Source organism: Streptomyces monomycini (assembly GCF_022271435.1).
Lineage (GTDB): Bacteria > Actinomycetota > Actinomycetes > Streptomycetales > Streptomycetaceae > Streptomyces > Streptomyces monomycini.
Window position 1 is genome coordinate 133372 of the sequence record NZ_JAFIQY010000008.1, and the last position, 14584, is coordinate 147955.

Sequence of the window (14584 nt, forward strand, 5' to 3'; positions counted from 1 at the left end):
AGCTGCGCCTGGTCCACCTCACCTATGCGGGCATGGGCAAGCCCACCGCGAGCGTGAGCTTCGGCCCGGCCCTCACCGTGATCTACGGGGCGTCCGACACCGGCAAGTCGTTCATCGCTGAATCCATCGAGTACATGCTCGGTGGCAGCCAGGCCCCCGAGGTGCCGGAAGCCGACGGCTACAGCCAGATTCTTTTGGGACTGCGGCTGCCGGACGGGACGCCGCTGACCCTGCTGCGGGCCCCCCGCAGCAGCACCATCCACCTTTACCGCAGCGATCATCGCTCGGTGGTGACCGCGCCCGCCGACACCCAGGTCACCGCCGCCCACACGGCACGCAGCAAGAACAGCCTGTCGCTGTTCCTCATGAACGAGCTTGCGCTGGCCGATCTGAGGATCCGCAAGAACGAAGCCGGCGCCAGCCGCAGCCTGGCCCTGCGCGATCTCGTCCACCTCTGTGTCATCCCCGAGACGCGAATGGTCGCTCCTCTGTCCCCGGTCCTGCCCTCGGGCGCGGCCAGCGGCAAGACGGCGGCAGCCTCGGTCATGCGGCTGGTGCTGACCGGTGAAAGCGATCCGGATGTGGACTCCGGCCTCAACGCGGGACAGCGCCGGGTCAACAAAGGCAAGATCACTCTGCTCGATCAGATAATCCTCGATCTGCAGAGCAAACTGACCACAAACGAGAACGTCAGGGAGCTCCGGGATCGCCAGGTGCGGCTGCAGGCGTCCATCGACGAGCACTCCACGACCTTGCGAGTGATCACGGACCGGCACCTGACGGCGGTCACCACCCGGATGAAGGCAGCCGAGGAACTGGCCGTGGTGGAGTCCCGCCTCGGGGAGACCGGCGACCTGGTGTCCCGGTTCCGCCTGCTGGAGGATCAGTACCGCTCCGATCTCGCCCGCCTGGAGATGGTGACCGAAGCCGGCAGCCTGCTGGGCTACTTCCGGGTGGGCACCTGCGTGTTCTGCGGCGCTCAGCCGGAACACCAACACCCCGGACACAGCGAACACGAGACGACCCAGCTCCACCTCGCCGTCCAGAACGAGACCGCCAAGACCACCAGCCTCCTTGCCGACCTGCTGCCCACGATCGAGGACCTGCTGGTCCAGTTCGAAACGCTCACCCAGCGCCGGGCATCCCTGCTGCACGACACCGCCCGCATGGACCAGGAGATCGCCGCCACCCAGGAACAGCTCGCCCCCATGCGCGCCCGTATGGAGGAGCATCTCCATGCCCGCTCCGAGATCGAGCGGAACCTCGAACTCCACGAGCGGATCGACGAACTGGAACAGCGGCGCTCACGGCTGGACGGTGAAGCGGTGGGAGGGGCCCAGCGGCCGTCCGACTATGTCCCCAACCGGATCCTGACGTTGTTCGACGAGGCGCTGCGCCGCACCCTGGAAGCATGGAAGGTCCCCTCGGTGGAGTTCGCCGAGTACGACCAGTACGCCATGGACATCCGTGCGGGTGGCCGTGCTCGTCCCAGCCGAGGCAAAGGGGTGCGCTCCGTCCTGCACTCCGCATTCACCACTGCGCTAGCCCAGTTCTGTCTGGAGAACGACAGGCCGCACCCGGGTTTCATCGTTCTTGACTCACCGGTGGTCACCTATCGGGACCCCATCCTGGACGACGAGCCGGTCGGCGAGGACGTCGACATGACTACGCACGTGGTCGACCAGTTCTACGCAGACATGCTCGACTTCCCCGGTCAGGCTGTCATCATCGAGAACGGTGACCCGCCCCTTAGCGTCCTGTCCGAAGCCAGCATCTACCGCTTCACCGGAACAGGACCTGGCAGAAACGGCTTCTTCCCCACGGGCCCTCAGGAGACTGAGGCAGACGCGGCCTCGCTCTGAACCGCTGAGCAGACCGGGGGGCAACCGCTCCCTCGGTGGTACGCACGCGCAGAAATCCGCCGCGGGACCAACCACTCAGACGTATCGGGCACCCACCGCACCCTTCGGTCTGGCTGTGTCACTTGGGTCCGACCGGTCATCCGCTATGTCGGCGGTCCAGTTCCTCAAAGATCTGGCGGCGCAGTTCCGTGCGCGAGCCGGGGATCTGCAGACGGCCGGCGCGGGTCTCGAAAGGTGACAGGCGCGCGCGGATGTGCCGGTACTGCTCTGGATAGCGTCGCACCAGCTCGTTGTAGGCCTGGTCGGCGACGTGCTTGAGCACCGCGTGACTGGGGTCGCGGCGCTCGGCCAGGGACAGGGCATCGTTGAGCGAGATGATCAGACGGATGGCCTCCGCGCGGCGCTGCAGCAGCGCGGCGAACAAGCGCCGCTGGGAGTGGAGTCGCTCGATCTGATCCGGGGTGCGCGGCGTCCGCTGGAGCGTCAGATCGTGTAGGCCCTTGCAGTGCGGGTTGCCGGTGGCTGCGGCGAAGGCGAGCAGGGTTTCGGTGAGCTGGTCTCGCCACCGGTTGAGCACCAGCGGGTGACACATCACATCGTCGCGTTTTCCTGCTGTGCGGCGTCGGTGAGCAGCCGCTGCTGGAAGGCGGGGGAGTCGAGTTCGAGGACCTTTCGCACGGCGTCGTTCACGGGTGCGATGAGCCACCCGTTGTCGATGCAACGGGTGATCTTGTCCTGGATGCGGCGCACCGGAGCGGCTGCCGAGGCGGCCACGCCAGCTCTTGCCGCGAGTTCACGGACGAGCTCCTCCTTCTCGTCGCTGCGATAGCGGCCCAGCCATGCTCGCGCCACACGCCTGGAGTCGTCGGAGGCCGCTGGGAACGGGAGAACCCCTGCTTCCGTGAGCTCGGCGATACGCTCCTGCTTGAGGCGCTGCTCCGCCTCTCGCAGCCGCTTGTGCACGGCGTGCTGCTGGGAGTGCAAGGTTTGTGCGATGTTGTCGTGCCGTCCGGACAGGACGCGCATTTCGCGCCGGAGCTGCCGGTCGTGCAGTGCGTAGGTCAGTGGCTCTGGTGGATACGGTCCTGGCCGAACAGCAACTCGTCGAGCCCGGTACGTCGCATCCCGCAAGCCTGTGCGGTCACGACCCTGGCCAGGTCCAGGAGGCTCACATTGATCAGGTCGGACAGCTCGTGCAGCGGCAGCTGCCAGGGCTGCGGATGCGGCACCCTTACCGCGCGCAGCCCCGCCCCGTCGATGACCGGCGCAGAGCGCTTCTGCTTGGTGCGCACGTGAGGCTCGCGCATCGTTCAGTGCGAATCGGGTGTTGAGGTAGCGCAGGGTGCGGCCACGGTGCAGGGCCGTTGTCGGACGGTCCCGCAAGGTCCGGCAGGGGGCGTACCGCGGCGCCCCGCAGGTCGGGCACACGATCGTTGCGACGTCGCGGGCACTCACGTTCCACAGGGCCTGCCGTGCGGCACCCGGGGCCGCCGCATGCTCGCCCCTGGTGGGGATGCTGAAGGTGGAAGCCATGCACCGCAAACTCCCAGCCGCGACGCGCCGGTCTTGCCCAACGTGTCCTGCTGGTCCCGCGAACGAGGCGTTTGATACGCACGACCGTTCGGGACTTGCAGTTGTGTTCTCTTCGGTCGGGTGTGAGCAGCACCCGCCGCCGGACTTTCGGTTCGTGATCGACTTTGACGGCCCGACGGGACGAGGGCGAAGGAGTCCTGCGTGTCTTACGCGCCGTCGAATGCTGCTGCAGATGGCGAGTCTCCGAGCGCCCACCCCTCGACGAGCGTGAACTGGGAGAGGCGCCATCTCTGCGGGGTGCGAGTGCACACCAGATCAATCACTCCGCCGAGTACGAAGTTCTCAACGTCCGGTCGCCGCAGCCGCCGTGAGCGACCCGCCAAGCCGGCGCTCACGCGCGAGGGGATCATCGCCACCGCGGTCCGCATCATGAAGGTCGAGGGCCTGCAACGGGTCACGATGCGCCGGTTGGCGCAAGAGCTCGACACGGGACCGGCGTCGTTGTACGTCTACGTCGCCAACGTCGCCGAGCTTCACGCCGCGATCCTCGAGGAGCTGCTGGGCGAAGTCGATCTGAGCCCGGCCGTGGCGAGCGGTGACTGGCGCGAGCGGATCGAGGCTCTGCTCGCCTCGTACATCGAGGTGCTCTACGCCCACACCAGCCTCGCCTAGTCGGCACTGACCGCCTGCCCCTCAGGCCCCAACTACCTCGACCTGGTCGAGGCCTTGCTGGCCCATATGGCCGAGGGCGGTGTCCCCGATGACCAGGCTGCTTGGGGGGTGGACGCACTGCTCCAGGTCGCCACCGCCACCGCGGCGGAGCAGTCGGCCCATACGCAGTCCGACAGGGCCGAGGAGGACTGGAACGCCTTGACGAATGTCCTCCGGCAGGCTTCAGTCGACCGGCACCCGTGCGTTGCTGCGCTGGCCGGGGAACTTGTCGCTGGTGCACCCGCCACGCGCCGGAACTTGATCTTTGATGCCCTCATCAGCGGCATCGTGCACACCCGGCGTCCCTAAGCAGTTGTCGGACCGGTCCCGTCCCCATCGTCACCCCATGTCCTTTGTCGTCCAATCAAGCCGTTTGACAGTGAACCTGGTCCCGAGAGATCAACGGCCTCGATCCCGATAGCCTGGCGACTGAATTGCACAGACACGGGGGGGAATGATGGTTCGAGTACTTCTGCTCGGAGTTGGGACCTTCGAGAGCGTGGCCGACGACGAGTGGAGCCCCACGTCAGAGGGGTTGACTCCGCTGCCGTCCGTTGAACCGCGGGTGCGTGAGCTTGCTGTGGCGCTCTCACATTTCGACGGACTGAACGTCAGTGAACCGGTGATCGACGCGGACCGGTCCAGCATTGAGGAGAGCTGGCAGCAATTGCGGCACGATGCGCAAGGCCCGCCGCATATCGTTCACTTTGCCGGTCACGGGATTCCTCGCGGCCGGGTCCTGTACCTGCCCGCGCACGACAGCCGTCCGACCGACCTCCCGAAATCAGCGATTGATATCGGCCGATGGCTGAACGAGGTCGAGCACGGATCCGACCAGTCTTCGGTTCTGTTCCTCCTCGATGTTTGCGGTGCGGGGGCCGCGACGGACCACCAGCTGTTCCAGGACGTTCCCGAGGGCGACCGAAGAGCCTGGGTGATTGCGGCCTGCACTGCAGACGAGAGCGCCTTCGACGCACGGTTCACCAAGGCCGCAGCCCAGGCGCTGGAGCGGCTCCGCTTGGGGCACTGGGATGTCTCTCCGGCTCTGTCCCACGTGCCGGTGGAGGCTGTCGCCGACGAGATCGCGCGGGAGCTGGTCCGCCTCGGCGAAGGGTATCCGCAGACTGTGCTGCACTCGCCGCGCCGAGCCGCCTCATTGCCGGTGCCGGAGTTCTTCGCCAACCCGGCGTTCAGTACCGACGGCTGGCAACGGCTCCGGAGCCGGCTCCGGTTGGCAGTTCGGGAACTGGCGGCGGAGTTCGACCCCGGTCTGGACCCCGTGCACTTTCTCACCCGGGCGTCCGGCCGCCTGGACGACGCCGCTGCGATGACGGGCTGCCTGTTCACTGGGCGGACCCAGGAGTTGACCCTGATCCGCTCTTGGTTGGCGAGCGACGAACCCTTGTTGCTGGTCACCGGGAGCCCCGGGGCCGGAAAGTCGGCGCTGCTGGGGGTGACGGTCTTCCTGTCGCACAACCAGCTCGCGGAGCTGAGTACCGTGCTGGTTGGTCGCATTCCTGCTCAGTACCGCCCGGAGCGCCGGTATCCAACACTTGTGGCCGTCCATGCCCGGCACCGGAGCATGGACGAGGTGATTGCTTCGATCATGGTTCAACTGACGCCGGAGGGCGCGGAGCTGGCCGTCGCTAGCAGTGAGCAAGCTCTGGACGAGCTCAAACGCATCGCCCAGGACCTGCCGGAGCCGGTGGTGCTCGTCCTCGATGCCATTGACGAAGCCCTGGAGGGCGACCGCATCATCGCCGATCTGCTAGCCGAGCTCCTGCGTACGGTCCGCTCGGACGACCGCCCCGCCTTCCGAGCGCTCGTGGGGATACGCCCGCCGCAGGAGGATGGCTACGAGTTCTGTGAGGTGCCCGGTGCCCCCGTGGTGGTGCTTGACCTGGACACCTCTTCCGGTGGCGATGGCCTCGCGGACGACCTCACCACCTACATCGCCGACATCCTGTACAGCGCTCCGGGCTACAGCGACCAGGCTCTTCGTGAGTCCGTGGCCCATGCGGTCGCTACCGCGATCGCTCATAGCCCCGACCTCAGCACCTTCCTCGTCGCAGCACTCTTCGCCGACTTCCTGCGGACCGGCGCACCCCTGACTCCCGCTGAGGCGGTCGCCCGACTGCCCGAGAACCTGCCGCAGCTGCTCGAACTGCACCTGCAGCCCACGCTGGACGGCGACCCGTGGATGCGGCACTTGATGGTGGGGTTGGCACAAGCGCGCGGACAGGGCATGCCGCTGGAGCTTGTGGTCGCAGCAGCTACCGCTGCCGCCACGGCCGCGGGTCAGGAACTCCGCCCGCTGATCCCGGACGAGGCCCGCGAGAAGCTGGCTGGTGCCCGCTTCTATCTGCGGACGAACATCGACGTGGACGGACGTCAGCTTTACCGGTTCTTCCACGAAACGATCAGCGAGCACTTCCGTGACGCCGGGGCAGAACGCGACGGGCTCGCCGAGACGCTCTTCCACGAACTGCTGTCGGCCGTCCCCGGGCGGTGGGCCGCTCAGGGGTCCCGGTGGGACCTGGCCGCACCGTATCTGCTGCGACACCTTATGGAGCATGCCGTTGCCGTACCGGGTGGCTCCGCGGTCGACCAGCTGTTCCTGGACCCGGAGTACCTAGTCCGCGCGGATCACAACAGTGTCCGTGAGGCCGTCCACCGGACGAGGACCCCGGCAGCGCGGCGGGCCGGGGTCGCGTATCGGACGGCCTTCGGTCGCTTCGATACCGATGGCCTCTTTGGCCAGCCCATGCCGCTGGAGACGCGCCGTGCCAGGCTTCAGCAGAACCTGGCGACCTACCAGGCGGTCGGGCTCGCGCGCCATATCCACGACGAACAGGCCGTGCTCCGCACGCGATGGAGCACGGGCCTGCCCGAGGAGTCCCTGCTGTACGTCATCGGCGAGGACGAGTTGGGCACCAGAGTGTCAGCCCTGGCTCTCGGATACGTCGATCGACGGGCCCTTGCCGTGTTCGCCGGCACCGACGGCTCCCTCCAGGCATGGGACATCACACCGAGCCCCGACCACGCGTTCCGGTACTTCTCAACTCCTCGGACCGACGGGGGTGTCATCACCCACGTGGCGATCGTGCATCTGGACGAGCGGGCGGTCATCGTTTCGATCACTGACCGGAACGCGCTCCTGCTGCACAACCTCGCGACGGGTGAGCTCGTCGCCGACACACTCCTCGACGGTGCGAGGGTCTCAGCCTTGTCGGTCGTCGGCAGCGGCGACGAGACGGTCCTTGCAGTTGGTCGGATCAGTGGCGAGATCAGCCTGGTCGGCCTGCTGAACGAGGAGTTCGGCAAAATCCTCCATACCGTCGAGGCCGGGAGCGCCGCCATCGATTCGCTGCTCGGCGTGGAGTCCGCAGACGGCTCCCTGGCCTTCCACTGCGTTTCCGCCGAGTCTCAGGAACATGGACTGATGGTGTTGCGTAATCTGGATGAGCGGCCCGTCACCATCTCGTCGCAGGGACCGCTCCAGGAGGTGCGGATCCAAGCCGCGAACGAGCACACTCCGCTGTTCTCGCTCATCGCCTACCACCCCAGCGAGTATGCGGCAAGAGTGAACGGTGAGACCGTCCACATCATCACGGAACCCCAAGACCGAGGGCTGGCACTCGTAGACATTCGTCGTGTCGACTGCTTTCAGCTCGCGCTGACTGCCCATCGCGACGACACCATTCGGGTGTGGGACCTCGACGTTTGTCCGCGGTTCGGTCACGGCCAAAACAATTGGCGGCCCGCCACGGTTCTCGGCACCATCCGGCTCGGCGGCTCGGAACTCGCCCTCAGCGCCGAACTCGCGTCAGGAGAGATCAAGGCTTGGGACCTGACCACCGGAGTCGAGAATCGAGAAATGACCGACCTCGGCAGTCTCAGCCATGCCGCCACCGTGATGGCCGGCGATGCGCCCTACGTCGTCACGGTGACCACGGAGAACGAGCTCGACACCTGGAATGTCCGTGAAGATGCCCTGGAATCGACGGTCCAACTACCGGTACCTGCCACCGCACTGACCACTGTGTCGCACGGCGATTCGATGTGGTCCGTGGTCGGCGGTGCCGACGGCGATATCCACGTGTGGGAGACGAGCAAGGAGTCGCCTTCCCACGTCCTCACCGGCGTGGAGGGGCCGGTCACGGAGTTGGCCGCAGGCGACGTCGGCGGCGAGTCTCTCCTGGTCAGCGTCCACAACGAACGCAGGGTCTCTCTCTGGTCCCTGGCTGACAGCACCCTGCGGCATTCGGTCACGCTAGATCAGGTTGGTGCGATCGTGATGCAAGGCGGCCGCCCGCTCGCTGCCGAGCCATCGGCGCACGACGGCCAGGTACGGGTCTGGGACCTCGTAACCACCTCGCTCGTGGGCTCAGTCCCCGTGACCAACCAGCGGGTGATGACCGTCAGCCAAGTGAACGGCAGACCGGTCCTCGTGGCCGCCGTCAATGAGACGGAGGTCCAGGCTTGGGACGCCGAATCCGGCGCTCCACTCGGACCTCCGGCCCCAGTGCCAGACCGAGTCCACACGATCACCCCATACGAGAGCGGCGTGCTGGTAGGCAGCAAGGCCGGCGACGTCACAGCCCTCGGATGGGCCTGCTCCACAGCGGCGTCGACACTTCGCCCGACGAGGCCGACTGTCCACATCACCCACGTCCTGGCGTGGTTCCCGGGCGAACTGCTCTGCGACGATGCCCAGGCAGACGGATGGGAGCTGCACACTGTCGATGAGTGGGAGGGAGGACTGCCGCCTTCCCACAGCCTCGTCTACACCCTCCCCATCACTGCGACGACAGCCGAACTCCAGGATGCGCTCGTCGATGTACTGGCGCTCGACGGACTCGAGGTCGTCCGGCTGGAGGCACACTGGTACGAGATCAGGACGGTCAACGGCGCAGCTGCCGAAGGCCCTTGGCGATTTCCGGCGTACTCCGTTCATTGCCATTCCGAGGAAAGGCCACAGCAGTGACGATCGTCGCCGTACACGGCATCGGCAACCACCAAAGTGGCCGCTCTCCGGATCAGGCGGCCACCGAACTTGCAGGGCAGTGGCAGCGCAAACTTCAGCAGGGGTTCACGGCCGCCGGACTGGGCGACCACCTACTCCCTGCCATGCACGCCGCGTACTACGCCCACCACACCCACGCTGCGGAGCGGCAGACCGGCGCGCCGGATCTACTCGCCCTCGACGAACGAGAACAGTCCGTGGTCATCGACTGGGCGCTGGCCCTGGGGTCACCCACACTCCAGGAACGGCAGGGATTGATTACTGCACCCTTGCGGCAGGTCCTGTCCTGGGTTTCCCGACGCCGCAACCTACCCATCGGGACGGTTATTCGGCTCGCTGTCCAGCTGGCAGGCGAGGTCCGCCGCTATTTTCACGTTCCGCAGGTACGGGCCGCCGCCCGCTCAACCGTGGCCGAGTCGATACGACGGGTGCGCCCTCGCGTAGTGCTGGCCCACTCCCTCGGGTCGGTCGTGGCGTACGAGGCTCTCCATGCTCACCCGGAACTGACCGTGGACTGCTTCGTGACCTTGGGGTCTCCTCTTGGCCTACCGGGTGGGATTTTCGATCACCTCGTACCCTCGCCAATCGCTGATCGGGGGGCTCGGCCTGCCGGGGTCCGCTACTGGGTAAACCTTGCCGACACGGGTGACCTGGTGGCGATTCCTCGTCGTCTCGGTGACCGATTCCCGGTTGACCAGCACGCCGACATTCAGATTGGGCGTATCGACTTCCACACCTTCGGAGCGTACTTGTCTGCCCCTGTCACTGCTGCGGCCCTCGCTCCTTTCGCTCGCAATCTGACGATCCCGGACGAGATCGTCTGAGGTCTTCGGCCGCCTGCCGATATGGCGTCGCAGGTGTCGCTCCTGGACGCACGCGCGTGCCCACCTCCTACGGCGCGCGTGGCGGAGGCGGGGCGACGGGGCCTCGCCGCCGCCGACGTCACGAAGCGGCTCGGCCACCCCTCGCGCACCGCCCGCTCCACCATCAAAGCCGCGCAGACCGGTGAAGGGGGCTCAGGACCGTGACCGGCGGGCGGATGTCGCGGGGCTACTAGCCAACGGCATGAAGGTGGCGCTGGAAGCGCAGCGCATGCTGATGACCGACGACGGGGGGCGTGTCCGCCACCGCGACTACGCCCGTCAGGGCGTCGTCGACGCCTGATGTGGCAGGCCGCCGGGACCGAGCACCTGTGCGCCAGCGTGCACGTTCCGGTACCCGGCACGGATCTGCCGGTGTGGGCCAAGCTCAAGGCGAAGGAGTTCGAGGAGCGGCCCCTGTTTGTCCAGGTCCATCACCTGGGGCTGTGGCAGTGGCTGCTCGACTGGTAGGACGAGGAGCCCCGCCCTTCGAGCCAGGCCGGGACCGGCATCGCGTCGCGCACCACCTGCCACTCGGCGTCCGTCATATCGGAGGGGTACTGCCGCATCCGGTCGGGGCGGTCGGCCGCGTTTCCGAACCGGTGAGCGAGGCAATCGCACGCCGACACGCCCGAGTTGGACGGGAACAACGTCGTCACGCACGACTGGGACAACAGGGCCTCCTGGTGCACGAGTCGGCTTCGCAACCCTCGTGCTGCGCCGGAGGCCCTGCTTTCATGCGCCCGCGCGGCCAAGATCACCCGACCAGGGAACCCGTTCGATCCGGACCGTCCTCATGATCGATAGGAATACGGCTTCTCAGATAAACGCCGGGGGAAAGAGGCTGTTCCGTCCCCTGCGACGAAACGGTGACCTCCAGTCCCGCTCTTCGGAACGCGGCGACCAGGTCGGGCAGTTGCGCCAGGCCGGGAGTAGGCTCGAGCGGAGCGTCCGGGTGGTCGGGCTGACGCAGCAGGCCGAGGGTCGCCTTCAGCTCATGGAGCGCCGAGGATGTGGTGTCCGAGAGGTGATCCAGCAGGCGCTGCGCCTGGCCGGGATCGCTGTGCAGCAGGTGCGCGGCGTACCTGCCTGGGCGTGGGCGAGCGCGATGTGATGTGCGATGACATCGTGCAGATCGCGGGCGATCCGCATCCGTTCCTCGCTCACCCGCTGACGCGCCTCTTCTTCCCTCGTACGTTCGGCCGCGCTGGCATGGATCGCGTCAGGACTGCTGACCGGGTACGCACTGCGTGCGATACCGCCGTGCACGGTGTGGCTCACCGGCAGCCTGACACTGACCGTAGGGCTCTTCCTGTGCGCGCTCTACCACCGAACCACTGCCGAGATCGTCCTGACCGGCATGGTGGTCGCCGTCGGTACCGGAGTCATCCAGGGCACATCGAACGCCATGATCGTGTCGGTGGTCGGAGCCGACGACCAGGCCCCCGCCAACGGAATGAGCGGCATGCTCGGCGCCGTCATCGCCATTCAGGGGCTCCAGTTGGTGTTCGTCGTGATGTCGAACCAGTCCAACGTGATGAACGGGATCGCCTTCTACCAGCACGCGGCGTTCACCAACGGCTACTACCTCCTCACCGCGATGGCCGCCCTCGGGGTTCTCATCTCCACGCTCATGCCCCGAGTGGAACGCCCTGCTGACGCGCTCGCTGACTGACCCGCACCAAGCCGGGTCTTCCAACACTCTTGGCGTTGGTGTCTACGCTCAGCCGGTCAATGCCTTAACTTCCTTGTCCACGGATTCGGCAGCAGGGCTCAGGTCCCCGTCGAGCGAGTCCAGAATCAGTGCAAGGGCGGCCTGCGGGTAGTACTCGCGCCCGTGCAGCGGCCGGTGGCCTGCACTCTTGAGGCGCGCCAGCATCCCGATCTCCGCCTCCCGGGCAACCCCCTCAGGAAGACCAGTGAAGAGCCGATGCCGGGTGTTGTAGCCGTCGCGGGCGTGCTGCGAGAGCCGGACCTCTCCGTCCCCGTTGCTGATGCCGAACTTGACCCCCGGATTGCCGGTCACCCGGTCTGTGCCCGTCACGACGTAGAACACATCCTTCGGTTTGGCGGTCCCGGCGTGGGCGGCTTGGCTGGCCGCTTTCCGCTCGGCAGCTGCAGCGGCGCGTGCTTCCTGCGCCCTGAACCGGGCCTCCTGTTCGGCCTTCAGTTTCTGAGTGGCGGCCTCGCGCTCGGTCCGCTCGGCAGCCTCGCGCTCAGTCCGGAGGGAGGGTTCACGCGCTTCCGCGTAGTTCTGCTCGGTCGCGTACACACGCATCACGTGCATATAGGCGTGGAAGCGGTCGTAGTCGATGCCCGGCTCGAACCGCACGATCGCCTCGGCGATGTGCCCCTGGTCCAGGGTGTACTCGCCATCCTGGTGATTGCGATCCTCCCAGCTCGCCTCAACGACGTCCCAGAGACGCGACGTCTCGACGCCTCGTAGGCCGGCCAGGTGGTAGTTGGCCTGGATGAGGTATCTGCCGACAGGGTCATCCCAAAAGGGGTCGTAGATATTGGGGGCGGGAATCTGGCGGTCGGTGTTGTGCGGAACAGCGCGATGGACTCCCGCCAGGCGGTGCTGTGAAGCGGCGTACGTGTCGACCCCTACGTCCCGTGCAGCTTTCCGCAGAGCCGTCACGGCCCGGGCCAGGGCGATGCCTGCAGAAGTGACCGCCTCCATACAGGCAATTACCTCGGCCGATTCGTCGACCTGGCTAACGTGCCCCTCGATCGCAGCTGGGTCGGACTGCGGGTCTTCCGCCGGAACAATCGGCGCCACTCCTGCAAGGGCGGCTAGCAGGTGATCGGCATCTGACCATGGGACCGTGACGTGCACGAACCCAGAAACAGGGAGTGGGTCGAAGCCGTGGTCGCTTCCAGCACCGTACTTGCTGTGCTCACCGTGACAGGTCAGGTCGATGCCGACCCGTTCGGCGAGGAGCCGGATCCCTCGGACTGCTTCCTCGGCCCAGCCGTTTCGTACCTTGATGGGTGCGCGACCGTAGCGGTCGAGGTCCCCTTCATATAGCGGGGCAGGAACCTCGACGAGTACCCCACCATCGCCCTGGGCGAGAAGCGTCTCCGCATCCGGAGCACCCCCTTCCCTGAGGACCGTTTGGAGGCCCCGCGCGAGACGCTGCTTCTCGTCCTTCGTGTACGTGGACCACCGGCGCACTCGCACGGCGACTCCCCTCTCGATGGCCCGGCCATGGGGCCGGGACGGCGACTCTATTCCGCTGCTCTGACATGTCCGCCGAGCGGGCATGTCTGGACTTCGTCGAGCGGCGGGGACTGTCCGCGCCGCCGGCGCGCGCACCGGCGGGGCACTGCCGGAACCGTCCCCGACAGGCACTCGAAGCGGGGACCTACGGACACGGGTTGGGTACCCGAGTCGTCCCCGGACAGTGCGCAGTCCCGCCGGACCTGTGGCATCGCCTGACCTGAGGAGCGGCGTCGTACGGCAGTTGAGAAGCCGGTCGATGGAGGTGCAGCCGGCAGACGCCCTCGGGGCGGGCCGAACGAGCAGCGCAGCACGTCGCGGAGCTGGTCGACAGCGTGGCTCCGGGCTCCCGGCTGGGAACCAAGGAGGAACTGCGGACCCTGTGCAACGTGTCCGTCGGCACATTCAACGAAGCACTGCGGCTGCTGCAGGCCCGCGGCCTGGTCACCGTCAAGCCAGGACCTGGGGGCGGGCTGTTCAGCGCCGAGCAGTCACCGATGGTCCGCCTCGGCAATTCTGTACTCGCCCTGGACGCGCAGGCGAACGACGTGGCCACTGCCGTCAGGATCCGCAACGCCCTCGACCCCTGCTGATCGAGTACGCCATCTGGCACGCCTCGCCGGCCGACGTCGCAGGACTGCGGCGGCACATCACGGCCATGGAGGATGCCGTGGCCGGCGCCGATCCCGTCGCTTTCATCCACGCCAACTGGCGACTGCATGCAGACATTGCTGCGATCAGCCCGAACATGCTGCTCAGCTCGATCTACACCCACCTTCTGGACCTGGTCGAGTCACACACGCTCTCGGTCCTGCCGAGCAGCGAGCAGCCGTTGGGCGAGTACATCGAGCACCGTCACGATCTGCATCGCGCCCTCGTCGACGCCCTGGACCAACGGGACCGCGACACCGCACTGCGCCTCATCCGCGAGCACAACACCACGCCCGCGAGCGAGGACTCTGCCCTCTGACCCGGAGTCTGCTGTGCCACGTGCAGCACGTGGACGAGCCGGGTCGCCAGCGGCCAGTCGGCATCCGAGGTCACACCGCCCTCGACCGCCGCAAGTGAGGACAGACTGGCCGGCCCCTGTTTCCCGGCTGGCGCGTCGGAACCGCTGCCCGGTTCACGCTCGACGAGATGTGAGCGCTCGGTGACCCGCCAGCCGCAGCGGCGCTCGAGGCCGACCACTGATGTTTGCCGCCGTCCGTCGAGCGGTTCGCCGAACGCCTCCGCCTTGAGGTGGCAGCGGGCGTGCGGTGGGTAGCCACGCGCGACGGAGATGTTGAGCAGGTGCCGGTTAGCGCGCGCCGAGACCGGCGATGGCCGAGGCGAGCAGCTTTACCGAGGACTGGACGTGCTCGGGGTGACC

General features: G+C 67.0%; 12 protein-coding genes and 2 pseudogenes. 9 read left to right on the forward strand and 5 right to left on the reverse strand.

What is annotated here, in order from left to right; all coding sequences use genetic code 11:
- Positions 1 to 32: 32 nt before the first annotated feature.
- Positions 33 to 1862: a hypothetical protein gene (locus tag JXZ78_RS12920; protein WP_238783075.1), complete on the forward strand. Its 1830-nt coding sequence runs from the start codon at positions 33 to 35 to the stop codon at positions 1860 to 1862.
- A 136-nt stretch (positions 1863 to 1998) separates the two neighbouring features.
- On the opposite strand, the gene JXZ78_RS12925 is transcribed toward JXZ78_RS12920, so the two are convergent.
- Genes JXZ78_RS12925 through JXZ78_RS12935 form a run of 3 tightly spaced genes read right to left on the reverse strand, consistent with a single transcriptional unit; the run spans position 1999 to position 3169 of the window.
- Positions 1999 to 2454 carry a hypothetical protein gene (locus JXZ78_RS12925; RefSeq protein WP_030018191.1) on the reverse strand — a complete coding sequence of 152 codons (456 nt, stop codon included), beginning with the start codon at positions 2452 to 2454 and terminating at the stop codon, positions 1999 to 2001.
- Complete coding sequence (locus tag JXZ78_RS12930; protein ID WP_030018190.1) at positions 2454 to 2888, reverse strand: hypothetical protein; 435 nt, start codon at positions 2886 to 2888, stop codon at positions 2454 to 2456. The genes JXZ78_RS12925 and JXZ78_RS12930 overlap by 1 nt, the downstream gene beginning before the upstream one ends.
- Before the next feature lie 35 nt (positions 2889 to 2923).
- Complete coding sequence (locus JXZ78_RS12935) at positions 2924 to 3169, reverse strand: hypothetical protein (protein ID WP_030018189.1); 246 nt, start codon at positions 3167 to 3169, stop codon at positions 2924 to 2926.
- Between the two features lie 544 nt (positions 3170 to 3713).
- On the opposite strand from JXZ78_RS12935, the pseudogene JXZ78_RS12940 reads away from it, so the two are divergent.
- The 5 genes and pseudogenes from JXZ78_RS12940 to JXZ78_RS40240 all read left to right on the forward strand — a co-directional run bounded on the left by JXZ78_RS12940 (position 3714) and on the right by JXZ78_RS40240 (position 10463).
- Positions 3714 to 4415, forward strand: a pseudogene (locus tag JXZ78_RS12940) (TetR/AcrR family transcriptional regulator).
- A 190-nt stretch (positions 4416 to 4605) separates the two neighbouring features.
- Positions 4606 to 9093: an AAA family ATPase gene (locus tag JXZ78_RS12945; RefSeq protein ID WP_157851476.1), complete on the forward strand. Its 4488-nt coding sequence runs from the start codon at positions 4606 to 4608 to the stop codon at positions 9091 to 9093.
- A complete protein-coding gene (locus JXZ78_RS12950) occupies positions 9090 to 9956 on the forward strand; it encodes a serine peptidase (protein WP_238783076.1) in 867 nt (288 codons plus the stop codon). The genes JXZ78_RS12945 and JXZ78_RS12950 overlap by 4 nt, the downstream gene beginning before the upstream one ends.
- Before the next feature lie 181 nt (positions 9957 to 10137).
- Positions 10138 to 10296, forward strand: coding sequence for a hypothetical protein (locus JXZ78_RS12955; protein WP_157851475.1), 159 nt, complete (start codon positions 10138 to 10140; stop codon positions 10294 to 10296).
- A gap of 38 nt (positions 10297 to 10334) precedes the next feature.
- On the forward strand, positions 10335 to 10463 hold the full coding sequence (locus JXZ78_RS40240; RefSeq protein WP_275127731.1) for a hypothetical protein: 129 nt from the start codon (positions 10335 to 10337) through the stop codon (positions 10461 to 10463).
- A gap of 349 nt (positions 10464 to 10812) precedes the next feature.
- Here the strand turns inward: JXZ78_RS40240 and JXZ78_RS12960 are convergent.
- Positions 10813 to 11216 (reverse strand): annotated as a pseudogene (locus JXZ78_RS12960) (sensor histidine kinase); the annotation flags it as partial.
- A 46-nt stretch (positions 11217 to 11262) separates the two neighbouring features.
- Here JXZ78_RS12960 and JXZ78_RS12965 point away from each other — a divergent pair.
- A complete protein-coding gene (locus JXZ78_RS12965) occupies positions 11263 to 11667 on the forward strand; it encodes an MFS transporter (RefSeq protein ID WP_030018184.1) in 405 nt (134 codons plus the stop codon).
- Positions 11668 to 11715: 48 nt separating this feature from the next.
- Here the strand turns inward: JXZ78_RS12965 and JXZ78_RS12970 are convergent, their stop codons facing one another.
- A complete protein-coding gene (locus tag JXZ78_RS12970; RefSeq protein WP_030018183.1) occupies positions 11716 to 13170 on the reverse strand; it encodes a hypothetical protein in 1455 nt (484 codons plus the stop codon).
- Positions 13171 to 13550: 380 nt separating this feature from the next.
- Here JXZ78_RS12970 and JXZ78_RS12975 point away from each other — a divergent pair, with 380 nt between their 5' ends.
- Together JXZ78_RS12975 and JXZ78_RS12980 are read left to right on the forward strand one after the other, a co-directional pair.
- Positions 13551 to 13808, forward strand: a complete 258-nt coding sequence (locus tag JXZ78_RS12975; RefSeq protein ID WP_238783077.1) for a GntR family transcriptional regulator — start codon at positions 13551 to 13553, stop codon at positions 13806 to 13808.
- Positions 13809 to 13852: 44 nt separating this feature from the next.
- Positions 13853 to 14185 (forward strand): FCD domain-containing protein, encoded by a 333-nt coding sequence (locus JXZ78_RS12980; RefSeq protein ID WP_238783085.1) that lies wholly within the window; start codon positions 13853 to 13855, stop codon positions 14183 to 14185.
- Positions 14186 to 14584: the final 399 nt, after the last annotated feature.